This window comes from Candidatus Pantoea multigeneris, from assembly GCF_011752615.1.
GTDB lineage: Bacteria > Pseudomonadota > Gammaproteobacteria > Enterobacterales > Enterobacteriaceae > Pantoea > Pantoea multigeneris.
The window spans coordinates 774,267-797,276 of record NZ_VWXF01000002.1; the positions used below are offsets into that span (position 1 = coordinate 774,267).

Sequence of the window (23,010 nt, forward strand, 5' to 3'; positions counted from 1 at the left end):
TATGCTGAAAGTGAGTTATCTGGACGGAGGCTTTGCAGATTCGTGAATTGGTAATAGCGTAGCAGCCACGGTGATTGCACGCTGGTGTTGCGAATTTAAAGAGGATGACGCGAAAAACAGCTCAGCCGAATGTTGGGCCGAATGAGAAGCACCGTGTTGACCTCCTCCCCGCCTGATTCGCGCGGCGAAAAGGTGGAGAGGGTGTTAAATCGCCAGGTTTACCAGGGCACGGGTTTACCAAAGCGGTCGAGATATTCCAGGCCAGCTCTGCCTTGTTTAGTCTCGATCACATTGACGATATCGGGAATGGTTTCTTCGAGGCTAAAAGTCCCCTCTTCACCGCCCAAGTCGGTGCGTATCCAGCCCGGTGCCAGCAGAAGCAAAGCACGGTGCGGATGCGTAACCGCCTGTCGTGCGGCATAGCAGCGCATATATTGATTCAATGCCGCTTTGCTGCCGCGATAAACCTCTTTCCCGCCTTTCACATTATTGCTTACGCTGCCCTGCCCCGAAGACATCACGCCGATAAGTCCGTCCGATTTGATCAGCGACTGTAAGTTTTCAATCACTCTTAGCGGAGACAGCGCGTTAGTGATCATCACTTGCATAAACGCCTCCGTGCTTACTTCAGCGATGGTTTCCTCCTGGTTATGATTAGCGGTACCGGCATTGACAAAGAGTGCATCGAAATTCTGGCCCTGAAGGCGCTGTTTAAGGGCGGAGAGTTGGTCTGCGTCGTTGATGTCCAGTTGCTCGATCGTCAAGGCATTGGGGTAGCGCGCCACAAGCTGATGCAAAGCCGGTTGGCTTGACGCGCGAAGCGTCGCGGTAACTTCCCAACCTTGTAGCAGCAAAGCTTCGGCAAGGGCAAGGCCAATCCCTTTTGACGCGCCAATCAGCAACATGCGCGGTTTTTCTGTTTCGAATAAGTGATGTGACATGTTTCTTGCTCCCAATCTCTGGTGAACAATGACTTTAATATGCGGGACAGAGATTGAGCCAGACGCACAGCATGCAATAATAGATTGCATATGATGCAAGAGTTTTGACTGATGCCTGATATCGACCTGAATCTACTGACCGCATTGAATGCGTTACTGACGGAGTGCAGCGTCACGCGTGCAGCAAAACGCGTGGGGCTAAGCACTTCAGCGATGAGCCGGACGTTAACCCGTTTACGCCAGGCGACGGGCGATTTGCTCCTGGTGCAGGCTGGTCGTCACATGGTGCCGACGCCTTATGCGATAGCGCTGGCTGAACGTGTACATGAAACGACGATCAATGCACATGCCCTGCTGCAACCGGCGAATCAGCATCTTGATCTGGCGAACCTGGAACGTAACTTTGTCATTCGTGCCAGCGAAGGGTTTATTGATCTCACCGCAGCAGCACTGCTGAAAGAAATGCAACAGACGGCACCGAAAATACGCCTGCTGTTTGTCAACAAAGCGGATAAAGACGCGCAGGCGCTGCGAGCCGGAGACATTGACCTCGAAATTGGTGTATTAGGCACCGATGCGCCAGAGCTTAAGACCCGGTTGTTGTTCAGCGATCGCTTCGTCGGGGTCTGCCGCAGGGGCCACCCGCTGTTAAACGCGGGCGTTACGCCTGAACGCTATGCCAGTTTCCCTCATATCGTCATTTCCCGTAAAAACCAACTGCACGGACCCGTCGATGCCGCACTTGGACGCCTGGGCATAAAGCGGCAGATCAGCATGTGTGTGCCTTCTTATCACAGTGCCATCAAAGTCGTAGCGGCTTCGGACGCGATTGGCCTAATGCCCTTTACGGTCATGTGCTGGTCTGATCCGGCTTCAGAATTGGTGCATTTCGAGTTGCCGGTTAACACACCGCCGATCAAAGTCTCAGCTATCTGGCACCCAAGACTGCAAGCAGATCCGGTTCACCGCTGGCTACGGGAAACCATCCTGGCGATATGCCGAAGCGAGCATGAGCGTTACACCGGGCCGCAGGCATAAAGGAAAGCTGCCCTCTAGCGGCCAAGTGCCACCAGGATCGCAGTTTCCATTTTCTCCGGGGTAGTGAACGGCGCGAAACGCGCTAGCGGTTTGCCGTCACGGCCGATCAGGAACTTGGTGAAATTCCACTTAATACGCCCACCCAGCACACCGGGCAGTGCGGTTTTTAAATAACGAAACAGCGGGTGTGCTGCGCGCCCATTGACCTCAGTTTTCCCGAACATCGGGAAGCTCACGCCGTAGTTGATGTGGCAGGTTTTCGCGATGTCGTCAGCGCCGCCAGGCTCCTGCTTGCCGAACTGGTTGCAGGGGAAACCCAACACCACCAGGCCCTTGTCGGCGTACTTTTTGTAGAGCGTTTCAAGGCCTGCATATTGTGGCGTGAAGCCGCAATGGCTGGCGGTGTTCACCACCAGAACCACCTTACCCGCGTAGTCAGCCATCGGGACCGGCTCACCGGCAAGGCTAGTGGCAGTGAATTGATAAAAAGGGGTCATGTTGCAATCCTCAAGCCAGAGTCAGTTCGATGTCGCTATTGCTACGCCGTGCATAGCGAGGCAGGTCTTTTGAGATATATCCTGGCAAAGTCGAACCCTCAGGACAAGGAACCGAAGCGTCTTGCCTGCTTGTTAACATTAAAGTCATTACTCATCGCATTGCACAACGCGACAATTTGTCGCATACTTTCATCTGTCGTGCGTCAGGCGCTGGCGTATCGATTGAAACCACCCCAATACCTTACTGGCACGGGTGACTACATCGTGAGGTTTAAAATGGCAACAAGCATCCGGTTAGATGATGATTTTGTTGAAGAAGTGAAAGTACACGCAGAGGCAATGAGCCGCAGTGTGCCCAAGCAGATTGAATACTGGGCTAAAATTGGCCGTATTGCGGAGGACAACCCCGATCTGCCGTTTTCCTTTATTAATGAAATTCTGCTGGCGAAATCAGAAATGGACAACGGGAGAATGAAAAAGTATGTGCGCCGAAAAGACAGAACAGGAAATTGAGGTTTTCCAGTCGAGCCGCTTTGAAAAAGCGTTTAACCGTCTGAACAAAATGGAGCAGGACAGCGTTGATGACGAGATAGATCGCATCATCGAAAACCCGGAAATAGGCGAACGCAAGAAAGGCGATCTCAGCTATCTGTGGGTGCATAAGTTTTATTTGGGGAAACAACAGTACCTGCTTGGCTACTCCTGGCTGGGCCAAAAGCTGGAAATCTACCTCCTCAGCATGGGAACACATGAGAACTATTATGATGAGCAAAAGAGGCAGCGCAAAGCCGATCTTAAGCTCATTGGATAATCAAATAAGATGTGAAGGTTTAGCCCTAGGAAGCCAGAAGGAAAAACGCGTGCCTTTTAGCGCGTTCTGTTCACAATAAACCTTGCCGCCGTGGGCCTGAACAATCGCTTTCACCACCGCAAGCCCCAGCCCTGTTCCTCCGCTGTTGCGCGAACGAGATGCATCAGTACGTACAAATGCATCCCACAGGGTTGAGGCCAGCGCCTGATCGATACCCGGTCCTTCGTCATCAATATGAATCATGACGCCTTCGCTATCTTCCTCACAGGAAATCATGATAACGCCGGGAACAGAGTAGCGACGTGCATTCTCCAGAAAGGCCAACATCACTTGCCTGAAGCGCGAAACATCGCATTCAATCACAACGGGATTGAGTTTGAGCACCAGCGAAAGGTGGCTCTCTTTAAAATCCTCTTTTACCAGCCCTGATAACGTACAGATTTCAGTATCGATATTCACGCGATCGTAATAAATATGCAGATGTCCGGACTGAGCCAGGCTCAGTGTTCTCAGATCTTCAATGAGCCGCGTGAGACTGTCCGTTTGATGGACCAGACTGACGAAAAGCTTATTCTCCGGCGCAAATATGCCATCGGCTAAACCCTGAAGCCTGCCCCGTAAAATCGTCACTGGCGTTCTTAATTCGTGAGCAATAGCGGCGTTCCACGTACGAATGTCCTGAGACATGGTTTCTAACGTTTCAGCCATACGGTTGAAATCTTTTACCAGGGCGCTGATCTCCCCAAGTTCCACTGCCCCACCCACGGCTCGTGCGGTTAAATCGCCCTCAGCAACACGCTTTGCGCTTTGCGTTAGCGATTCAAGAGGCACGATCATTTGACGCGCAAACTTTGCAGAAACAAGGACAGAAACCAGTATGGTTAATATCGTGGTGACGATCATTGTTATCCAGTCTCCCAGGTTGCCAACGTCGAAATCCGGAGGCAGGAATTTGCCTGAAAAGAATCCCACGAAGGTGGGATAAAATGCATAGGTCGTGAATGAAGTCAGAAATGAATAAAAGGTAATTTTGATGATCAGCCAGTTTAGCTGTTGGCTGAGACCTCGACGCTTCATTTCCGCTCTCCAAGACGGTAACCAAAGCCCCTGACATTTTGCAAAAGCCCTGCTGCCTCGGCATCCTCAAGTTTCTTACGCAGTTTGCTGATGTGGCTGTCAACGGTTCTGGGAAGCGTATCCCCTTCAGGGAAGCAGGCCTCCAGCAGTTCCTCTCTGCTGAAGACACGGTTCGGTTCCCGCACAAACTGCGTGATTAAGCGAAATTCCGTGGTGGTTAAACGCGGCGCGATATCCACTGAGCTGGCTTTTACAATAACGCTATGCTGCGCCAGGTTGATGGAAAGCGAGGGGGTAGACAGAATTTCTTCGGAAAAACTTGCCGCCCGTGAGCGCCTCAACACCGCCTGAACCCTCGCCACCACTTCGGCTGGATTAAAAGGTTTTACAACGTAATCATCTGCGCCAATACGCAGCGCTGAAAGCTTATCCACATCATCATCATTCGCGGTCAGCATGATTACCGGGGTATTGCCACGACGTCGGACTTCAGCAAGGACTTGCCACCCGTCCATAACGGGCATACGCACATCAAGAATGATTAAGTGAGGGGGCGATGAAGCACAATACTCCAGCGCTAGCGCACCGTTTTCAGCATGGTGAGTGTGGTAACCCGCATTTTGTAGATATGCGGTTAATATCGCAGCTATCTCGTGGTCATCTTCGACGATCAAAATCAGTGTGTTATGCATAATGACTCTTTTATGATTGAAATCACCCGCCGTGGCGGGTGATAAATCCTTACTCTTTGATACCACCGCCAAGCGCTTTGTACAGAGTGATGGCGTTATCAATCTCGTTCTGCCGTAAAGTGAGTAACGTTTGCTGCGCGCTGTAAAGCTGGCGCTGAGCGTCAAGCAGTTCAAGGCGATTATCCAGGCCTGCCTGATAGCGCTGCATCGACAAATGCAATCGACGTTCGGCACTCTCCACGACGCGCTGTTGCGCGGACATCTGTTTACGGTAGGTGGCGTTGCCCGCCAGTCCATCAGAGACTTCGCGAAAGGCGACCTGAATCGCTTTGTCATAGTCTGCCACTGCTGTGGATTTTTTCAGCTTTGCGACATCCAGTTCGGCTTGAAGACGTCCTCCCTGGAAGAGCGGTATAGAGACCTGTGGCAGGAATTGCCATGTCTGGCTCCCCGAGTCAAACAGCTGTGACAGCTGCGGACTTGCCTGACCAAAGGACGCGGTAAGGGAAATCCTCGGGAAAAAGGCAGCCCGTGCTGCACCAATATCCGCATTCGCCGCCTGCAGGTTCAACTCCGCCTGAATGATATCAGGTCTGCGCGTCAGTAAATCTGATGGAATGCCTGCGGGTAACTCGGTTTCGATGTCGCTCTTCATCAACGTACTTTGTGGCACGGGTAGCGTCTCGCGGGTGCCCACCAGTAACCTTAATGCATTTCCAGCCTGAAGGTACGCCCGTTCGTTGGCCTGGACGTCGGCTTCCGCCGTCGCGACCTGCCCCTCAGCTTGTGCGACATCGATCGCGCTGTTCTGATTAGCGGCCTGCAATTGGCGCGCAAGCACTAAGGAGTGTTGCCAGTCTTGTAAGGTTTGCCGGGATAACGCCAACTGCTCTGCGGTTTGCATCTGGTTATACCAGGCGCGCGCAACCGAGGCAATCAGGGATATCCGGGCAGCCCGCGAACCGGCTTCTGTCGCCAGGTATCTGGCATAAGCAGCGGTAGATAAAGACTTCACCCGGCCGAAGAGATCAATTTCAAACGCGCTGAGATTCACACCAGCCGTGGTCTGATCCGTGATGCCTCCCGTGCCTGAAGCCGCATTACTTCCGCTGTTCTGACGCGTCCAGCTTCCATTCATCTCCACGCCAGGCAAACGCGCAGCGCGTTGAATGCGGTACTGAGCTTGCACCGTGTCGACATTTAACATGGCAATACGCAAATCCCGGTTATTGGATAATGCCAGGGCAATGGCCTGCTGTAGTTGGGGATCTTTAAACATTTCCCGCCAGCCGAGGTCTGCGCCATTCCCTGTTGCCGCATTCTGCTGTGCATAATGTTGCGCCACTGGCGAGGGGCCATGTGTTAGCGCGGGATTTAATGAACATCCACTGACGAATAACGCCAAAAGAAGAAGCGTTCTGTTCATTATTGATTCTCCAGCGCTTTTTTGGCACTACGGCGCGCCAGTTTATTTCTTAATGACATGACACTGACAAAAAACAGCGGGACAAAAATAATCGCCAGTAGCGTCGCGCTGACGATCCCACCAAAGACGCCAGTGCCAATAGCATGCTGGGTCTCACTGCTTGCACCAGAAGCAATGATCAACGGAACAACCCCTAAGCCGAACGCCAGGGAGGTCATGATGATGGGGCGCAGGCGCATTTTGGCTGCAGTCATGGCGGCCTGCCAGAGGCTCTGCCCCTCTTCATGCAGCTGTTTGGCAAACTCCACGATAAGAATGGCGTTTTTCGCTGACAGTCCAATCACGGTGATCAAGCCGACTTTAAAGAACACATCATTCGGTAATCCTCGTACCATGATGGCGAGAACAGCCCCCACAATCCCCAATGGGATAACCAACATCACAGACAGTGGAATGGCCCAGCTTTCGTATAACGCGGCTAAGACTAAAAAAATAACCAGGATGGAAAGTGCCATGAGCATAGGAGCCTGGGCTGACGACTCCTGCTCCTGTAACGACTGCCCGGTCCACTCCACCGCAAACCCTGGCGGCAGCTGTGAAGCCAGTTTTTCCATTTCCGCCATGGCATCGCCGCTGGAAACGCCTGCGGCGGCACTGCCTGATATCCTCATTGCAGGATATCCCTGATAACGAACCTGTTGCAGCGGTGCATCTGACCACACAGGGTGAATGAACGTTTTCAGCGCAACCATCTGGTTATCGCTGTTGCGTACATACAGGTTCAGGATGTCATCGATTTGCATGCGATCTTTAGCATCTGCCTGAATGATGACCTGCTGCATACGACCTTTATCAGGAAAATCATTGACGTACAGCGAACCTATTGCAGAGGAAAGTGTGTCACTGATACTGGTGAAGGGGACACCCATGGCATTGGCTTTTTCACGATCGATATCAAGGCGAATGTTTGTTCCTGGGGCCAAACCATCAGGGTATACCTGTACCACTTTGTGGCTTTTCGCGGCGAGTTGCAGCAGCTGAGTCTGCGCAGCCTCCAGTGCCTGGTAGCCCTGGTTGGCGCGGTCTTCAAGCCGCAAGGTAAATCCTGAAGAGGTCCCTAACTCCTCAATGGCAGGTGGCATCAGGCTCATGACAGAGCCCTCCGGCGTGTCACTCATCGCCTGCTGCGCAAACGCGATCTCCTTCTGGGTAGACGTGTTGCCCCGTTCCTTCCAGTCTTTCAGGACAGTAAATGCAAGTGCGGTATTGGCACCGGAACCGGAGAATCCAAAACCAATAATCGATTGGTTCGTCGCGATTGCTGGACGTGAAGCCACCGCATTCTCATATTTTTTGACGACCGCGAGCGTACGCTGCTGGGTTGCATCCGCAGGTAATTGAAACGCGGTCATAAAATAGCCTTGATCTTCTTCTGGCAGGAAACTTGAGGACAGCTGACTAAATGCCAGCCCCATTCCCGCACTGATCGCCACAAACAGCAGCAGCATTCGCGTTGAACGTTTCAGCGTGGTTCTGACCCACTGTGAATAACGCTGTGTCAGCCGATCAAACCCTCGGTTAAAGAGGCCGAAAAAGCCCCTTTTTGCATGCTCTTCCGGGATCTTTTTAAGCAGCGTTGCGCACAGAGCAGGCGTCAGCGTCAGCGCCAGGAGCGCGGAGAACAAAATGGACGTCGCCATTGAGAAGGCAAACTGGCGGTAGATAACGCCCACTGAACCACTGGCAAACCCCATCGGAATGAAGACCGCCGTAAGCACCAACGTAATCCCGATGATCGCACCCGTGATCTCCTGCATCGCACGTGAGGTGGCTTCGCGGGGTTCGAGGTTTTCTTCGCGCATAATGCGCTCGACATTCTCAACCACGACAATCGCATCATCGACGATGATGCCGATAGCGAGAACCAGTCCAAACATCGTCAAAACGTTGACGGAGTAGCCAATGAGCAGCATCACGGATAGCGTGCCCAACAAGGCGATCGGCGCAACAATCGCGGGTATAAAGGTGTAGCGGATGTTCTGTAAAAACAGATACATGACAATGAACACCAGCACCATTGCTTCGAGAAGCGTGTGAATCACCTTCTCGATGGAGAGCTTTACGAAAGGGGCAGTATTGAAAGGGATGGAGTACTGCATGTCCTGCGGCATTGACAGGCTCAATTCGTGCATACGCGCCGCCACCGCATCAGCGGTTTTTACGGCATTTGCACCTGGTGCAAGCATAACCGCAGCACCGGTTGAGCTCTTACCGTTGTCACGGATCATCATGCTGTAGCTTTGAGCCCCGAGAGCGACTTTTGCCACGTCAGATAATTTCACTTTGGAGCCATCTTGATTGGCACGCAGGACAATATTGGCAAACTCCTCAGGCGTAGAGAGCTGTCCCTGCACCGTTAAAGGGATAGTAACGGTTTGATTCGGCATCGTCGGCTCATCACCTACCCGTCCAGGCGCGATTTGCACATTTTGTTGGGAAATCGCCGTGGAAACGTCACCTATCGTCAGATTGAAAGCCACCAGTTTGGCGGGGTCCACCCAAACGCGCATGGCTCTTTCGGCCCCAAACAGCTGAACGCGACCCACACCAGGTATTCTGCGCAGTTCGTCAACCACATTTCTGGCCATATAGTCGCTTAAGGCTTCGCTGTTCATTTGGCCTTGTTTTGAGGTCAGACTGACAATCATGAGGAAGCCTGAGCTGGCAGATTCGACCTGCAGCCCGTTTTGACGCACAGTCTGAGGCAGGCGAGGTTCTACCGTCTTGATACGGTTTTGTACATCTACCTGAGCCAGCTCAGGATCGGTGCCCGGCTTGAAGGTGACGGTGATCGTCGCCTGGCCTGAGGTATCGGTAGATGATTCAAAATAAAGCAGATTTTTAACACTGGACAGTTCGCGTTCAATCAGCCCCACCACGGAGTCGTTCATGGTCTGCGGTGAAGCCCCAGGATAGGTCGCGGTGATGGTGACATTCGGCGGTGCAACGGAGGGATAGCGCGCAACCGGGAGTTTAGGTATCGCAATGACGCCAAACAAAATGATAAACAGCGCCAGCACCCAGGCGAACACCGGACGTTTAATAAAAAACTGAGCCATTTTACTCTCCTGCTGTCATCGTCAGAGGTGTCGGGGACGCCGGAGCTAATGCCGCCGCGACTTTGACGCCGTCAGCCAGCTTCTCCATTCCCATGACAACAACGCGGCTCCCTGCCGGCAAACCGGAGGATATGCGGTATTCCCCCTGTGATAACTCTCCAACATCGACGTTTACCTGGTGTGCTTGCTGCTGTTCATCCACCACCCAAAGCGTGGGTGTTCCCTCGTGTCGGGACACTGCCTGCTGAGGAACCATCAAAGCGTCGTCGTAGTGCTGGCGGGGGATCTGCACACGTACAAACATGCCAGGCAATAATTCTCGATTCGGATTTTTGACCTCAATACGCACCAGCACGTCTCCCGTGCCAGCATCAACAGAAATTCCAGAGAAAAGGATCTTTCCGGGGTGTTGATAGACCGTGCCGTCCGGTAATAACACCTGGACGGGAAGCGCAGCGGCAGTACCCTGCTCACCGCCTACCTGTCGGCGAAGCTGGCTATAAACCTCAGCAGGTTGGCGTACGTCAACGTAGATAGGATCGGTTTGATAGATACGTGCAAGTGGGCTGGTATCCCCTGGCGTCACGTATGCCCCCTCTGTCACTAGCGTCTGATCAATCCGGCCAGAGATCGGGGCGTCGACAGTGGCGAAACTTAAGTCGAGCTGTTTACGCGCTAGCGTAGCACGGGCCTGAGCAACGTCCGCTGCTGCCTGACGCGCATTGGCAACCGCATCGTCATAACTTTGACGGCTGACGGCTTCGGATAACATCAGCGGCTTCAGGCGATTGACTTGCTGTTGGGCTTTATCGTTCGCCGCGTCTACCCGCAGTAACCCGGCTTTCGCATTGGCAACATCCGCGGCAAAAGGGGCGGCGTTAATCTGGAAAAGTGCTGTGCCCTTGGTCACCTCTGCACCCTGTTCAAAGAGGCGGCGCTGGATCACTCCGTTAACCTGTGGTCGTATTTCGGCCGTGCGCCAGGCGGTAACCCGACCGGGCAACGTCTCTTTTACTGATAAAACGCGGGGCTGAATGACCTCAACAGCGACCTGAGGAGGATGAACGTCGGTCTCTTGACTGGCTTTCTTATCACAACCCGTCAGGACGGCACCTGTTAAAATCAGAAGTAGCGGTAGTGGGAAATGTTTAATACCGGGCATGGTACTCTCGTGTTGGAAAATGATGGCCAATGGTAGCGAAGTTGCGTTTACTGGCCGTTGAGGATGTGTTTAGGTTGTGTGTAGCCGATAAATAATTTTGTAAATTTAAAGAGTGGGTTAATTTTAAAAAAGCGTTCTCCCCGAAGGCATAATGTCACACCACTGTTTTTTGTACTGCCATGCCGGGTTGTAAGCACCAAGTGAAAAAATACATTTTTTATTCGCTGACGCTGACAACGCTTTTGCCTCGCGGATGTTTTCCCACAGTAAAACACTGCCAATACCCAGTGACTTGAACTGCGGATCTAATCCGCCATTAAAGTCTTCAAAGTAATACCAGGATGGGCACTCCACTTTATAGTTAAGGTCGAACGCGCAAGGCCTATCATTGACAAATAAAATTTTGCCAAAAATCATGTCCCTGAATTCGGTAAATGTTTCATGCAAAACGTCTCTGTTTATACATTTAACCGTGTTTTGCCAGCGTAAGTTAAACAACTGATGGTAAATGGTTGATATTTCATCAGGCGAAAAGGCGGTAACATCTTCGATAACCCCGCCATTTTGTTGAAATCGTCTGACTTCGCCATTTCTTTTTTTTACCGATTTAGCGGAAAAATCGGACTTAATGTGCGCAATTTTCTTCTTGAAGAGGTTATGGCGAATGCTGTTGCGTACAGACGTTTGAGAGTATGGGGATAACCGTTTGGTTTTAAAAGGAAGCATGACTTTCACCCCTGGTTTCACAGGGAGGATCAAGTCATCAAAAACAAAGGGGATGCCGGGGTTTTTATATTCCAGGGAACCATTGATCGAAAAGACAGCAGCGACAGGACCCGAAGCTGAACGTTTTAAATAGTATTGAACGCTGAGACTCTCCCGTTCAGAGAGATATGAAAGCACCCTGGGATGGGTACAGAAACTTCCCCCAAACGTATTATAAATTTGCGTGTAAGCAGCAAGCCCGCACTCTTCCCAGCCCGTTTGTTTAAGTTTTAAATGTGTGAGAAACAAAATTAACACCTGAAGTTAAACAGTAAAAAACCGACAACCTGTTACGGTTGATTTCACAAGGAAGTGACTGTTTAAATCAGTGAGATTAAACAAAATATAAACGAGCGCATGAGAAATTCAATGAAATTCGGTTAATTTCATTTCTACACACATTCTACACATTAACTACACGTATTCTACACAGATATAAATGAAATTTTCATCACTCTCAAAATATACACAAAGTTCAAAATAAAATTAAGAAAAAAACGGTGACAATGCAAATCTTTATGGGCAGAGCGAGTTTTTTAACGCTCTGCCCCCCGGAGAATGACACTTGATTGCAGCCTAACTCATCTTTCAGACGGGTTAGATCGTCTGTGGTTGGGGCTGAGTAGTTTTTTACAATGCACACAGATGCCCCAAATGTAAAAAGCCCCCTTGCGGGGGCTTTTTACTAAAGTATTTTCAATAAAAACGTGGTGCAGGCTACGACCACACCGATAAGCCCCGTTGCGATGGCCACCGGATACCAGAAGATTTCGCGGAAGGTGTTGCCGGTATCAGCCAGGAGTTTTATTGTCTCCGCATTCATTTTGCTGGTTTCTGCGTTCAGTTTAATGCTTTCGGCAATCAGCTTAGAAATTTCGGCCTGCAATTTGATGGATTCGTCAGCGGTCATGGTGTTGTCACTCATTTTTCATCCGTTCGGGATTTACGTGCCGCACCTCTTGCACAGCCCTACATGAAACACAATCGACCCAATGTACCTCCCTGTCAACACTCAATACCTGCGTCTACCGGTTCTTTTTGAAAAAAATTATCAAGCAGAACCTGAGTAACCGCTGGTCTTGCGATAGGTATCGCTATGAGTCGCAATCCTCCCCGCCCTAAAGTACAAGGAACCGGGATGCCCCTCACTTGGCTTCATTCGGCATAAGATTGATGTCTTGAATTCGTCTTTCATTCGGATTGACCAGGTTTTCCGAACAATCTATTCCGCCTGTTGAACACGCTGTAAATAGCGTTTACGCACCTGTGCAACGACGATAAGTAAAATGATCCCCATGCCTAAACACAGTGCGGTAATGCCCTTTACTGGCCCCATTTGGGCCGTGGCGATACCGGCAACCCACGGCATCGCGCCACCCAGGAGATAACCGCCGGATTGTGTCACGCCACTGATCCGGGTTGCTTCTTCACGCGAGGAAGAAAATTCCAGTGGCAGCAGCAAGGCTATCGGGAACAAGCCCCCGGTGGCGATACCCAGAAGCACAGCGGCAGCCCAAACGGTCTGGGATAAATCCCCCAACATCAGGAAGCCGGTGAGCGCGCAAACCGTGTAAATGATCATCGCTCCGGCCACCTTGACGCGCATCAGGCGCATCAACAGCGGGAAAAACAGGCTGGTGAGGGTCTGCAACAGCATAAACACCGCAATAAATCCGCTGCTCGCCTGCTGCGCAAAGCCGGAAGCGAGGTATAAACTGGGCAACCACGCCACAATCGTATAGTTAATGCCGGCCTGTAAGCCAAAAAACAGCGTCAAGGCCACCCTCCCCAGATGATCCAGACGTTGAGATTGTCCACGCGGGACCTCAGCAGCCTCATGTTTAGCGCCGCCTGACCACATCACCCACAGCATCGCCGCAATCAGTGCCGGAATAGCCCAAAATGCCAGACCACCTTGCCAGCTCCCGTAGGCGGTGGACAAAAAAGGTGTGGTATAGGCAGCAACGGCAGAGCCTACCCCCATGGCCGTGGCGTAAACGCCCATCGCCGCGTGGGTCCTGTCGTGAAACGTCTCTTTGATAAAACCGCTTAACAGCGGCCGAATAATAGCATCACCGATGCCGACCAACGCTGCCGTTAACAACAGAAGGCCAAAGGTTTCGGTTTTCAGGCGCAGTGCAAGGCCAGCCATCAGCACAATAAAAGCCAGCATCATTGACGTCTTTAGCCCAAACCGACGGTCGAAAGCGTGTCCAAGTGGAGACAACACCCCCATGCAAACCACCGGGATTGCGGTCAAAAGGCCGAGATAGCTGCTACCGATCCCCAGTTGATGCTGGATGGTGTCCAGCATCGGTGAAAGCGATGAGATACCGGTGCGCAGGCAAAGTCCTGCGCCAAAAACCATCAACCAGGGCAATAACATTCTGTCTTTCATTCCATTCATCCCGTTGCAAAATCACCACAGGGTAGCGGTCGTCCCGCATCAATGCTTTCGATATAATGACAATATATATCGAACAGCTGCCAAAGGAGCGCGCCGGTGCGAGCGAGTCTGAATAACAAAGAGTGGATTCTGGCCACCACCTCTTCCCTGAAAACATTGCCCCGGCAGGTGTACTTTCGGGCCTACGGTATCCATGCTGGAACCTGTGTACAGCCACATCAGCACAGCTGGTGGCAATTTCTCTTCGCACGAGAAGGCCTGATGCAAGTGCAGGCCGGGGAAATGACGATTCTACTGCCGCCCGATTATGGCGTTTGGATACCGCCAGGATGCCTTCACACGCTCTGGGTCAGCGAAGAGGTTGAGCTGGAGAGTTTATACATCAAGGCGGAGGTTATTACTCTCAAGCCAAATGAAACCCGGGTGGTGATGGTGGATGATTTTGTGCGTGCATTTATTCATCACGGCTGCACGTCACTCCCGGTGCACTATGACGAAACGGGGGCTGAGGGCCGAAAAGTAGAGGTGCTGCTGGATTTACTCCAGTCCCTGCCAGATGCCCCGCTTAACCTTCCCTTTCCTGCCAACGCCAGGTTGCTTGATGTCTGCCTTGCTGTTCAGGCCACACCGCATCTGCCGCATACGCTCGAACAATCCGCAGATCTCGCTTGCATGTCAACGCGATCATTTTCGCGACATTTTCTGCGCGCGACGGGGTTGCCGTTTCATCAATGGCGGCAACGTCTGCGGCTGTTGAGCGCCCTTGAAATGCTGCGTTCCGGCAGGACAGTCACTGAGGTCGCACTGACCGTCGGGTATTCGACACCCTCGGCGTTTATTCATGCTTTCAGGCAACTGTTTGGCCAGTCTCCAAAGCACTTTTTCTGAACCGGTCCAACCGTTTCGGGTTTACCAGAGAAACAGATCTGTCCACTTGCCACACCAGGTCAAAAAACCGTCAAGGTTGCCCAGGCGCTTTTCCAGAAAAATGACATAGCGGGCACGTTCGACCGGTTTATCGCACGTGACTCCCCGGTCACTCAGCGCCTGCCAGGCGGCTAACCTCACTTTGAAGACAAAATCGTGTTTCACCAGATACTGTAGCGCCTCTTCGCTGTGGCTATCGGTGCGTCCCTTTAATACGCCAATCAGCTTCAGCCGCTTTTGAAAGTCGCTCTTGTCTTTCAAAAGGGCTGCGACTTCATCCTGTTGCACTGCTCACTCCTTGTTATGCGAAATATCGGACTAACTGCGTTGCCATTGACTAATTAGTGGGCCTTGCGCACCCGTCACAGGATCGCTGGCCGGAAACGGGAGATGTGCCATACGGTCGATCATCGCCTGCGTAGGGGCTTCACGACAGATATCCCAGTTTTGTTGTGGCGGGTACGCGCCCACGACCAGAAAATCGTCACTGCTTCCCTGATTGCAGTGCCCGGTTCCCGTTGGCAACAGTACCACATCACCTGCGGAGAGCGTGACAACATGCCCGCCAGGGCCACCCAGCATCACGTCCGCTTTGCCGCTTACGCAGCCGAGCACCTCATGGGCGGTGCTGTGATAATGGTGATAGTCAAAAATGGAAGCCACCCACTGAGGCGGCCACTGATGTTGTTCAAATTGCGCTTCAGCCGCCCCGGTTCGATCGGTTGCGGGAGCCAACGCCTGCTTGTAGAGGATAACCGGCAAGTGAGCATTGTTAGGAACCCAGCTGTTACGTTCAAGGTGCAGTAACTGCACATTGTCGGCGTGGGGAGCGGCTGCCGCATAGCGACTAAACAGGGTGGGAGCCGCCAGGGCCAGGCCGGATATCCAGGACATAAAATGTCTGCGCGATAACTCAGTCATAACTGTTCCCTCTTACGATGAATTTGTGACAGCGATCAAAGTATAGCGAGAGTCATCGCCTTGCCCACATTAAGATTGTTACATTATTTCTCATGAAACTAATTCGCTTGAAGCCAGCGGGATCGTGGTATGTGTCACTGTTTCAGCGTCCCGAAGCAGAGAGAACCTGAACCTGGGCGGAAGTTTCGTGGCATTTATCTAACCTTTGCTTATCACATCACCTGAACTCCCTATGCCTTCTTTATCCCATTCCCCTGCTATAACAATATCCTGACTCAATCGAAAAGAAGCGAAACCATGGATATTCGTAAAATTAAGAAGCTGATCGAACTGGTAGAAGAGTCTGGTATCGCTGAGCTGGAAATTGCCGAAGACGAAGGGTCTGTGCGTATCCGCCGTGCATCGGCTAATCCTGTGATGCAGCAGGCGTATGCGGCACCCGTCGCACAGCCTGTTGCTGCGCCGGTAGTTGCTGCTACGGAAGCTGCACCTGCGGCTGCTGAAGTCAGCGGCCATCTGGTTCGTTCACCCATGGTGGGGACGTTTTATCGTACCCCCAGCCCGGATGCGAAAGCATTCGTGGAAGTGGGGCAGCGCGTCAATGTAGGCGATACCCTGTGCATCGTTGAAGCGATGAAAATGATGAACCAGATCGAAGCGGATAAAGCGGGCGTCGTGAAAGCGATCCTGATTGAAAGTGGGCAGCCGGTGGAATATGACGAGCCGCTGGTCGTCATCGAATAACAGGGGATACCATGCTCGAGAAAATTGTCATTGCTAACCGTGGTGAGATCGCCCTGCGTATCCTGCGCGCATGTAAAGAGTTAGGCATCAAGACTGTTGCGGTTCACTCAACGGCTGACCGTGACCTGCAACATGTCTTGCTAGCCGACGAAACCGTCTGCATCGGCCCGCCGCAGTCGGTTAAAAGCTACCTCAACATTCCGGCTCTGATCTCCGCAGCCGATGTCACCGGTGCTGTTGCTATCCACCCAGGGTATGGCTTCCTGTCTGAAAATGCGGACTTCGCAGAGCAGGTTGAAAACTCTGGCTTTATCTTCATCGGCCCACGCGCTGAAACCATTCGCCTGATGGGCGATAAAGTTTCGGCGATCACCGCGATGAAAAAAGCCGGCGTTCCTACCGTTCCGGGTTCAGACGGCTCACTGACTGAAGACATGGAAAAAAACCGTGCGTTTGCAAAACGCATTGGCTATCCGGTCATCATCAAAGCGTCTGGCGGCGGCGGTGGTCGTGGTATGCGTGTTGTGCGCAGCGACAAAGACCTGGAACAATCCATCAACATGACGAAAGCGGAAGCCAAAGCGGCTTTCAACAACGACATGGTGTACATGGAGAAATACCTTGAGAACCCACGTCACATCGAAATTCAGGTGATGGCGGATGGTCAGGGTAACGCTATCTATCTGGCAGAACGTGACTGCTCTATGCAGCGTCGTCACCAGAAAGTCGTTGAAGAAGCGCCAGCACCGGGCATCACGCCAGAGCTGCGTCGCTACATCGGCGAGCGTTGTGCCAAAGCCTGTATCGATATCAACTATCGCGGCGCGGGTACTTTCGAGTTCCTGTATGAAAACGGTGAGTTCTACTTCATTGAAATGAACACCCGTATTCAGGTTGAGCATCCGGTGACCGAGATGATCACGGGCGTAGACCTGATCAAAGAGCAGCTGCGTATTGCTGCCGGTCTGCCACTGTCGATCAAACAGGAAGATGTGATCATTCGCGGCCATGCGGTTGAGTGCCGTATTAATGCGGAAGATCCGAATACCTTCCTGCCAAGCCCAGGCAAAATCACGCGCTTCCATGCGCCAGGTGGTTTTGGTGTGCGTTGGGAGTCTCATATCTACGCCGGCTACAGCGTGCCGCCGTACTATGACTCCATGATCGGTAAATTGATCACTTACGGCGAAAACCGTGATGTGGCCATTTCTCGCATGAAAAATGCGCTGGCAGAACTGATCATCGATGGGATCAAAACCAACGTTGATCTGCAAGTGAAAATCATGACGGACGAAAACTTCCAGCAGGGTGGTACCAACATCCACTATCTGGAGAAAAAACTCGGTCTGCACGAGAAGTAAGTTTGCATTTTGCTGTGTACAGAGGCCGGATAATCCGGCCTTTTTCTTTTGTTTTTCGCCTGGATTGCATTGATGGACGCCCGTTTTCCACAAGCACATAAAGAGGCCCGCTGGTCGTTATATCTTACTCTCGGCTGGTTAGCCGTCTGGGGCTTAAGCGCCTGGTTAGGCGGTAGTGAAATCGGTATTACCGGTTTGCCGCACTGGTTTGAACTCTCCTGCATATTTGCCCCGTTGTTATTTATTTTTCTCTGCTGGCTGATGGTGCGCTACGTATTCCGAGAGATGTCACTGGAGGATGAAGATGTCTCATGAAATCATTTTGCCGCTTATCGGCTATTTGCTGCTAATCGCTGCACTTTCAGTTTTTGCGGTGCGTAAACAGCGCCAGGGTAACTTCCTGACTGAATACTTCCTTGGCAGTCGCTCCATGGGTGGCTTTGTGCTAGCCATGACCATCACCGCAACCTATATCAGCGCTAGCTCCTTCATTGGCGGACCGGGTGCGGCGTATAAATATGGCCTTGGCTGGGTTCTGCTGGCGATGGTGCAAGTCCCCGCTGTCTGGCTATCTCTGGGTGTCTTAGGGAAAAAATTTGCCATTCTGGCACGCCGCTACAACGCCGTGACGCTCAACGATATGCTGTATGGCCGTTATCGCAGCCCGCTATTGATCTGGCTCTCCAGCATTAGCTTGCTGGTGGCATTTATTGGCGCAATGACCGTGCAGTTCATTGGTGGTGCTCGGCTACTGGAGACCGCAGCCGGCATTCCCTATGACACCGGATTGCTGATTTTCGGCGGTACCATTGCGATCTACACCGCTTTTGGCGGGTTCCGTGCCAGCGTCCTGAATGATGCGATGCAAGGTATGGTGATGCTGATCGGAACTTTTCTGCTGCTGTTTGCAGTTATTCACTATGCCGGGGGGCTGGAAAGTGCGGTGGCTAAACTGCAAGCCATTGATCCGCAGCTTGTTGAACCAGAAGGCGTGGGTAATGTCATCAACCCAACGTTCCTCAGCTCCTTCGCGGTACTGGTGTGCCTTGGCGTTATTGGGTTACCCCACACGGCGGTGCGTTGCATCTCTTACAAAGACAGCAAAGCCATGCACCGTGGCATTATTCTTGGCACCATTGTGGTTGTCGTGCTGATGTTTGGCATGCACCTGGCAGGCGCGCTTGGTCGGGCGATCCTCCCGGATCTTCAGGTTCCCGATCAGGTGATCCCAACGTTGATGATCAAAGTATTGCCGCCGCTGGCCGCAGGGATCTTTCTCGCCGCTCCCATGGCCGCGATTATGTCGACCATCAATGCGCAATTGCTACAGTCTTCCGCTACGCTAATCAAGGATCTCTATTTACGTGTTGCGCCGCATCAAGCGGAGAACGAGCGTCACCTGCGTCGGCTTTCAGGGGCGATTACCCTGGTTCTGGGTATACTGCTGCTGATTGCTGCCTGGCACCCGCCACAAATGATTATCTGGCTCAATTTGCTGGCCTTCGGCGGGCTTGAAGCGGTCTTTCTCTGGCCACTGGTGTTAGGCCTCTATTGGGAGCGAGCCAACGCAACCGGCGCAATTAGCGCGATGATTATCGGCGCAGGATGTTATACCCTGCTCGCCAGCCTGAATCTGGAACTCTGGGGCTTCCACCCGATTGTTCCTTCACTGTTACTAAGCCTGCTGGCCTTTCTGGCAGGTAACCTGTTTGGCGATGCGCCGCACAGCGCCACTACTGAATTAAAGAGATAAGCTATGCCATGGATTCAAATCAAAATTAACAGCTCTGGAACACACGCTGAAGCGCTGAGTGATGCGTTAATGGATGTTGGCGCTGTGTCGGTCACGTTCCAGGACACCAACGATACGCCCGTTTATGAGCCTTTACCGGGTGAAACCCTGCTGTGGGGCGATACCGATGTTATCGGGCTGTTTGATGCCGAAACGGAAATGAGTGATGTGGTGGCTGAGCTGTCACAGCATCCGCTGCTGGGCGCTAATTTCCGCCATAAGATCGAGCAAATCGAAGACAAAGACTGGGAACGTGAATGGATGGATAACTTCCACCCAATGCGTTTTGGCGAGCGTCTGTGGATCTGCCCAAGCTGGCGTGATATTCCCGACCCAGAGGCCGTTAACGTCATGCTAGACCCAGGACTCGCTTTCGGCACGGGTACTCACCCAACAACTTCACTTTGCCTTACCTGGCTCGATGGCCTCGATTTGGCAGGTAAAACCGTTATCGATTTTGGCTGTGGCTCCGGCATCCTGGCAATTGCGGCATTGAAGCTCGGCGCAGTAAAAGCAATCGGCATCGATATCGATCCACAGGCCATTGAAGCCAGCCGAGCTAATGCAGAACGTAACGGTGTTTCTGAGCGCCTGGAGCTCTATTTACCTCATCAGCAACCTGAGAACTTGCAGGCGGATGTGGTGGTCGCAAACATCCTGGCTGGCCCGCTACGTGAGCTGGCTCCATTGATTAGCGTACTGCCGGTTTCGGGTGGTCATCTTGGTCTTTCAGGCGTACTGGAAAGCCAGGCTGAGGGTGTATGTGAAGCTTATACCTCGCTGTTCACGCTAGACCCGGTCGCCGTTAAAGAAGAGTGGTGCCGCATTACAGGCGTCAAAAACTGATGACTGTGTGCCCTGCATAATTGTGGTGTAGGGCACATTTTTTTATTAATTGATGATTACCGTTTTTATCACGATTAAATTCAGCGAAAAACCATAATTCAGCCAGTAAAATCCGCACCTTGTGTCGTTAATTCCCCAATGTGACGATTTTTATGTTGAGATTTTGTGCTATATTCGCAAAAAATTTTTGCTCACAATTTCATCATTAATTGCTAACTTAATGATAAATAATAACTTTTAACATATTGACACTCCCAATCTTCTAATTCCTTGTTTTTTCATTGCGTATTGTTCAAAGTTTGGCCTTTCATCTTCGTGAAAAAATGCGTAATATACGCCGCCTTGCAGACATAGTATGGCTACTCTGAACTTCATGCGTATTGGAAATCTCCAGCTAAGAAATCGGCTGATTGCAGCGCCTATGGCGGGCATTACCGACCGACCTTTCAGAACCTTGTGTCATGAAATGGGTGCAGGTATGGCGGTTTCCGAGATGTTGTCGTCTAACCCGGAAGTTTGGGCAAGCGATAAATCTCGTTTACGCATGGTACACAGTGATGAGCCAGGGATTCGCGCCGTGCAGATTGCCGGTTGTGATCCCCACGACATGGCGCAGGCAGCACGTATTAATGTTGAGGCTGGTGCACAAGTCATCGATATCAATATGGGTTGCCCGGCTAAAAAGGTGAATCGGAAAATGGCAGGCTCCGCCTTGCTGCAATACCCCGACGTAGTGGAATCGATTCTCTCCGCCGTGGTAAATGCCGTTGAGGTGCCAGTTACGCTAAAAATTCGCACCGGTTGGGATCCTGATAACAGGAACTGTGTCGAGATTGCCCAATTGGCTGAACGCTGTGGTATTCAAGCCCTGACGATACATGGGCGCACACGCGCCTGTTTGTTCAACGGGGAAGCTGAATACGACAGCATTCGGACAGTTAAGCAGAGTGTTTCCATACCGATCATTGCGAATGGAGACATAACTGACCCGCACAAAGCCAGAGCAGTACTCGACTATACGGGGGCTGATGCCCTGATGATAGGCCGTGCTGCTCAGGGAAGACCGTGGATCTTCCGGGAAATCCAGCATTATCTGGACACTGGGGAGCTGCTTGCCCCGCTGCCTTTGGCAGAGGTAAAGCGCTTGCTTGTTTCGCATATACGTGAGCTGCACGACTTTTATGGTCCAGGCAAGGGATACCGTATTGCGCGCAAACACGTCTCCTGGTATTTGCAGGAGCACGCCCCGAATGACCAGTTTCGGCGCACATTCAACGCCATAGAGGATGCCAGCGAACAGCTGGAGGCGTTGGAGGCATACTTCGAAAATCTTGCGTAAACGAAATAAAGAGCTGAAAGAACTATGTTCGAACAACGCGTAAATTCTGACGTACTGACCGTTTCTACCGTTAACTCACAGGATCAGGTGACGCAAAAGCCTCTGCGTGATTCGGTTAAACAGGCACTGAAGAACTATTTTGCTCAACTGAACGGTCAGGATGTTAGCGACCTGTATGAGCTGGTATTGGCTGAAGTCGAGCAGCCACTGTTGGACATGGTCATGCAGTATACCCGTGGCAACCAGACCCGTGCAGCACTGATGATGGGTATCAACCGTGGTACTCTGCGTAAGAAACTGAAAAAATATGGCATGAACTGATTTTTAATCAGTTCGGTCATTTGTAGAAAAGGTGCCAGCCCTCGGGTCTGGCACCTTTTTTATGTGCGGTACTTTTCTTTATTCTCATACGATTACGAGCAATGTCGTCGCTGTAATTGCCTGCCAGACATACCTTCTCTCAGTCTTACTCTATGGCCGTTTCAAGCCGCCCTTCTATGACGGTTTATCCCAATCAGCTTTAGTATCAAGCATGCCATTTATAATGGCTGGCTGTAAGAGCCGCATCTTATTTAAAGGCCACCATTGGACGACTCAGAGGTGGTTGCTGTTGTCCAGCCTCGTTGCCGTGTACACGTATGATATCGGCAGAGCCGATCGTATGAGGATTACTGGCAGTTTTGAGTGCGGATAAGAGGGCATTAATGTTGCGTCTGGCACCTTATCCAAGGGCTATGCAGACAGCGCAAACCCAACTGATTGTCTGTGCAAATCGGTATTTTCCCGCTGCATGGCTGGCTAGCATCAGCTTATACCGCGTTACAGAGGGATCACGGCTCGCATTTAGCTGTTGAGAGGCCGGTTGTTACGCAGCCACGCTTAGTGAATTCAATGAGAGATGCCCAGACAGAGCATAAAATTAGGGGAGTGTCGTTTAAATACAACTTATGGCCCTGTTTGATAATGCCCCTGAATGCAAAAAGCCCCTGTCTTTCGACAGGGGCTTCTCACTAATTTAATGCCTGGCAGTTCCCTACTCTCGCATGGGGAGACCCCACACTACCATCGGCGCTACGGCGTTTCACTTCTGAGTTCGGCATGGGGTCAGGTGGGACCACCGCGCTAAAGCCGCCAGGCAAATTCTG

General features: G+C 51.8%; 23 protein-coding genes and 1 rRNA gene. 11 read left to right on the plus strand and 13 right to left on the minus strand.

The window, feature by feature from the left end; all coding sequences use genetic code 11:
• Nucleotides 1-218 precede the first annotated feature (218 nt).
• Nucleotides 219-941 (minus strand): SDR family oxidoreductase, encoded by a 723-nt coding sequence (locus F3J40_RS08720; protein ID WP_167013752.1) that lies wholly within the window; start codon nucleotides 939-941, stop codon nucleotides 219-221.
• Between the two features lie 111 nt (nucleotides 942-1,052).
• Between F3J40_RS08720 and F3J40_RS08725 the strand changes: the two genes are divergently transcribed.
• Nucleotides 1,053-1,979, plus strand: a complete 927-nt coding sequence (locus tag F3J40_RS08725) for a LysR family transcriptional regulator (protein ID WP_167013754.1) — start codon at nucleotides 1,053-1,055, stop codon at nucleotides 1,977-1,979.
• 14 nt (nucleotides 1,980-1,993) lie between these two features.
• Here the strand turns inward: F3J40_RS08725 and F3J40_RS08730 are convergent, their stop codons facing one another.
• A complete protein-coding gene (locus F3J40_RS08730; RefSeq protein ID WP_167013756.1) occupies nucleotides 1,994-2,476 on the minus strand; it encodes a glutathione peroxidase in 483 nt (160 codons plus the stop codon).
• A 276-nt stretch (nucleotides 2,477-2,752) separates the two neighbouring features.
• Between F3J40_RS08730 and F3J40_RS08735 the strand changes: the two genes are divergently transcribed.
• The gene (locus tag F3J40_RS08735) at nucleotides 2,753-2,989 is read left to right on the plus strand and encodes a ParD-like family protein (protein ID WP_167013758.1); all 237 of its coding nucleotides are present in this window, start codon (nucleotides 2,753-2,755) and stop codon (nucleotides 2,987-2,989) included.
• Nucleotides 2,958-3,287 carry a type II toxin-antitoxin system RelE/ParE family toxin gene (locus tag F3J40_RS08740; RefSeq protein ID WP_167013759.1) on the plus strand — a complete coding sequence of 110 codons (330 nt, stop codon included), beginning with the start codon at nucleotides 2,958-2,960 and terminating at the stop codon, nucleotides 3,285-3,287. The genes F3J40_RS08735 and F3J40_RS08740 overlap by 32 nt, the downstream gene beginning before the upstream one ends.
• On the opposite strand, the gene F3J40_RS08745 is transcribed toward F3J40_RS08740, so the two are convergent.
• The 8 genes from F3J40_RS08745 to F3J40_RS08780 all read right to left on the minus strand — a co-directional run bounded on the left by F3J40_RS08745 (nucleotide 3,288) and on the right by F3J40_RS08780 (nucleotide 13,926).
• Nucleotides 3,288-4,364, minus strand: a complete 1,077-nt coding sequence (locus tag F3J40_RS08745; RefSeq protein WP_167013761.1) for an ATP-binding protein — start codon at nucleotides 4,362-4,364, stop codon at nucleotides 3,288-3,290.
• The gene (locus F3J40_RS08750; RefSeq protein WP_369410932.1) at nucleotides 4,361-5,059 is read right to left on the minus strand and encodes a response regulator; all 699 of its coding nucleotides are present in this window, start codon (nucleotides 5,057-5,059) and stop codon (nucleotides 4,361-4,363) included. The genes F3J40_RS08745 and F3J40_RS08750 overlap by 4 nt, the downstream gene beginning before the upstream one ends.
• A gap of 46 nt (nucleotides 5,060-5,105) precedes the next feature.
• A complete protein-coding gene (locus tag F3J40_RS08755) occupies nucleotides 5,106-6,482 on the minus strand; it encodes an efflux transporter outer membrane subunit (protein WP_167013765.1) in 1,377 nt (458 codons plus the stop codon).
• Nucleotides 6,482-9,601 (minus strand): multidrug efflux RND transporter permease subunit, encoded by a 3,120-nt coding sequence (locus F3J40_RS08760; RefSeq protein ID WP_167013767.1) that lies wholly within the window; start codon nucleotides 9,599-9,601, stop codon nucleotides 6,482-6,484. The genes F3J40_RS08755 and F3J40_RS08760 overlap by 1 nt, the downstream gene beginning before the upstream one ends.
• Nucleotide 9,602: 1 nt before the next feature.
• Nucleotides 9,603-10,763, minus strand: a complete 1,161-nt coding sequence (locus F3J40_RS08765; RefSeq protein ID WP_167013769.1) for an efflux RND transporter periplasmic adaptor subunit — start codon at nucleotides 10,761-10,763, stop codon at nucleotides 9,603-9,605.
• A gap of 123 nt (nucleotides 10,764-10,886) precedes the next feature.
• Nucleotides 10,887-11,777, minus strand: coding sequence for a GNAT family N-acetyltransferase (locus tag F3J40_RS08770; RefSeq protein WP_167013771.1), 891 nt, complete (start codon nucleotides 11,775-11,777; stop codon nucleotides 10,887-10,889).
• Nucleotides 11,778-12,213: 436 nt separating this feature from the next.
• Nucleotides 12,214-12,453 (minus strand): hypothetical protein, encoded by a 240-nt coding sequence (locus F3J40_RS08775; protein WP_167013773.1) that lies wholly within the window; start codon nucleotides 12,451-12,453, stop codon nucleotides 12,214-12,216.
• Nucleotides 12,454-12,750: 297 nt separating this feature from the next.
• Nucleotides 12,751-13,926, minus strand: coding sequence for an MFS transporter (locus F3J40_RS08780; protein ID WP_240155359.1), 1,176 nt, complete (start codon nucleotides 13,924-13,926; stop codon nucleotides 12,751-12,753).
• A gap of 105 nt (nucleotides 13,927-14,031) precedes the next feature.
• Here F3J40_RS08780 and F3J40_RS08785 point away from each other — a divergent pair, with 105 nt between their 5' ends.
• Complete coding sequence (locus F3J40_RS08785) at nucleotides 14,032-14,823, plus strand: AraC family transcriptional regulator (protein ID WP_167013775.1); 792 nt, start codon at nucleotides 14,032-14,034, stop codon at nucleotides 14,821-14,823.
• Between the two features lie 21 nt (nucleotides 14,824-14,844).
• Here the strand turns inward: F3J40_RS08785 and F3J40_RS08790 are convergent, their stop codons facing one another.
• Together F3J40_RS08790 and F3J40_RS08795 are read right to left on the minus strand one after the other, a co-directional pair.
• The gene (locus F3J40_RS08790; RefSeq protein WP_167013777.1) at nucleotides 14,845-15,150 is read right to left on the minus strand and encodes a hypothetical protein; all 306 of its coding nucleotides are present in this window, start codon (nucleotides 15,148-15,150) and stop codon (nucleotides 14,845-14,847) included.
• Between the two features lie 30 nt (nucleotides 15,151-15,180).
• The gene (locus tag F3J40_RS08795; RefSeq protein ID WP_167013779.1) at nucleotides 15,181-15,783 is read right to left on the minus strand and encodes a cupin domain-containing protein; all 603 of its coding nucleotides are present in this window, start codon (nucleotides 15,781-15,783) and stop codon (nucleotides 15,181-15,183) included.
• A 297-nt stretch (nucleotides 15,784-16,080) separates the two neighbouring features.
• On the opposite strand from F3J40_RS08795, the gene accB reads away from it, so the two are divergent.
• The 7 genes from accB (at nucleotide 16,081) to fis (ending at nucleotide 22,186) form a co-directional block, all read left to right on the plus strand.
• Nucleotides 16,081-16,527: an acetyl-CoA carboxylase biotin carboxyl carrier protein gene (gene accB, locus F3J40_RS08800; RefSeq protein ID WP_167013781.1), complete on the plus strand. Its 447-nt coding sequence runs from the start codon at nucleotides 16,081-16,083 to the stop codon at nucleotides 16,525-16,527.
• Between the two features lie 11 nt (nucleotides 16,528-16,538).
• Nucleotides 16,539-17,888, plus strand: a complete 1,350-nt coding sequence (accC, locus tag F3J40_RS08805) for an acetyl-CoA carboxylase biotin carboxylase subunit (RefSeq protein ID WP_167013783.1) — start codon at nucleotides 16,539-16,541, stop codon at nucleotides 17,886-17,888.
• A 72-nt stretch (nucleotides 17,889-17,960) separates the two neighbouring features.
• Nucleotides 17,961-18,203, plus strand: a complete 243-nt coding sequence (locus F3J40_RS08810; RefSeq protein WP_017345554.1) for a YhdT family protein — start codon at nucleotides 17,961-17,963, stop codon at nucleotides 18,201-18,203.
• Nucleotides 18,193-19,641 carry a sodium/pantothenate symporter gene (gene panF / locus F3J40_RS08815; protein WP_167013785.1) on the plus strand — a complete coding sequence of 483 codons (1,449 nt, stop codon included), beginning with the start codon at nucleotides 18,193-18,195 and terminating at the stop codon, nucleotides 19,639-19,641. Before F3J40_RS08810 ends, panF begins: the two co-directional genes overlap by 11 nt.
• 3 nt (nucleotides 19,642-19,644) lie before the next feature.
• Nucleotides 19,645-20,526 (plus strand): 50S ribosomal protein L11 methyltransferase, encoded by an 882-nt coding sequence (gene prmA, locus F3J40_RS08820; protein ID WP_167013787.1) that lies wholly within the window; start codon nucleotides 19,645-19,647, stop codon nucleotides 20,524-20,526.
• A gap of 373 nt (nucleotides 20,527-20,899) precedes the next feature.
• The gene (gene dusB, locus F3J40_RS08825; protein ID WP_026042352.1) at nucleotides 20,900-21,865 is read left to right on the plus strand and encodes a tRNA dihydrouridine synthase DusB; all 966 of its coding nucleotides are present in this window, start codon (nucleotides 20,900-20,902) and stop codon (nucleotides 21,863-21,865) included.
• A gap of 24 nt (nucleotides 21,866-21,889) precedes the next feature.
• Nucleotides 21,890-22,186 carry a DNA-binding transcriptional regulator Fis gene (gene fis, locus F3J40_RS08830; protein WP_003855228.1) on the plus strand — a complete coding sequence of 99 codons (297 nt, stop codon included), beginning with the start codon at nucleotides 21,890-21,892 and terminating at the stop codon, nucleotides 22,184-22,186.
• A gap of 699 nt (nucleotides 22,187-22,885) precedes the next feature.
• On the opposite strand, the gene rrf is transcribed toward fis, so the two are convergent.
• Nucleotides 22,886-23,001, minus strand: a 5S ribosomal RNA gene (rrf, locus tag F3J40_RS08835).
• Between the last annotated feature and the right edge of the window lie 9 nt (nucleotides 23,002-23,010).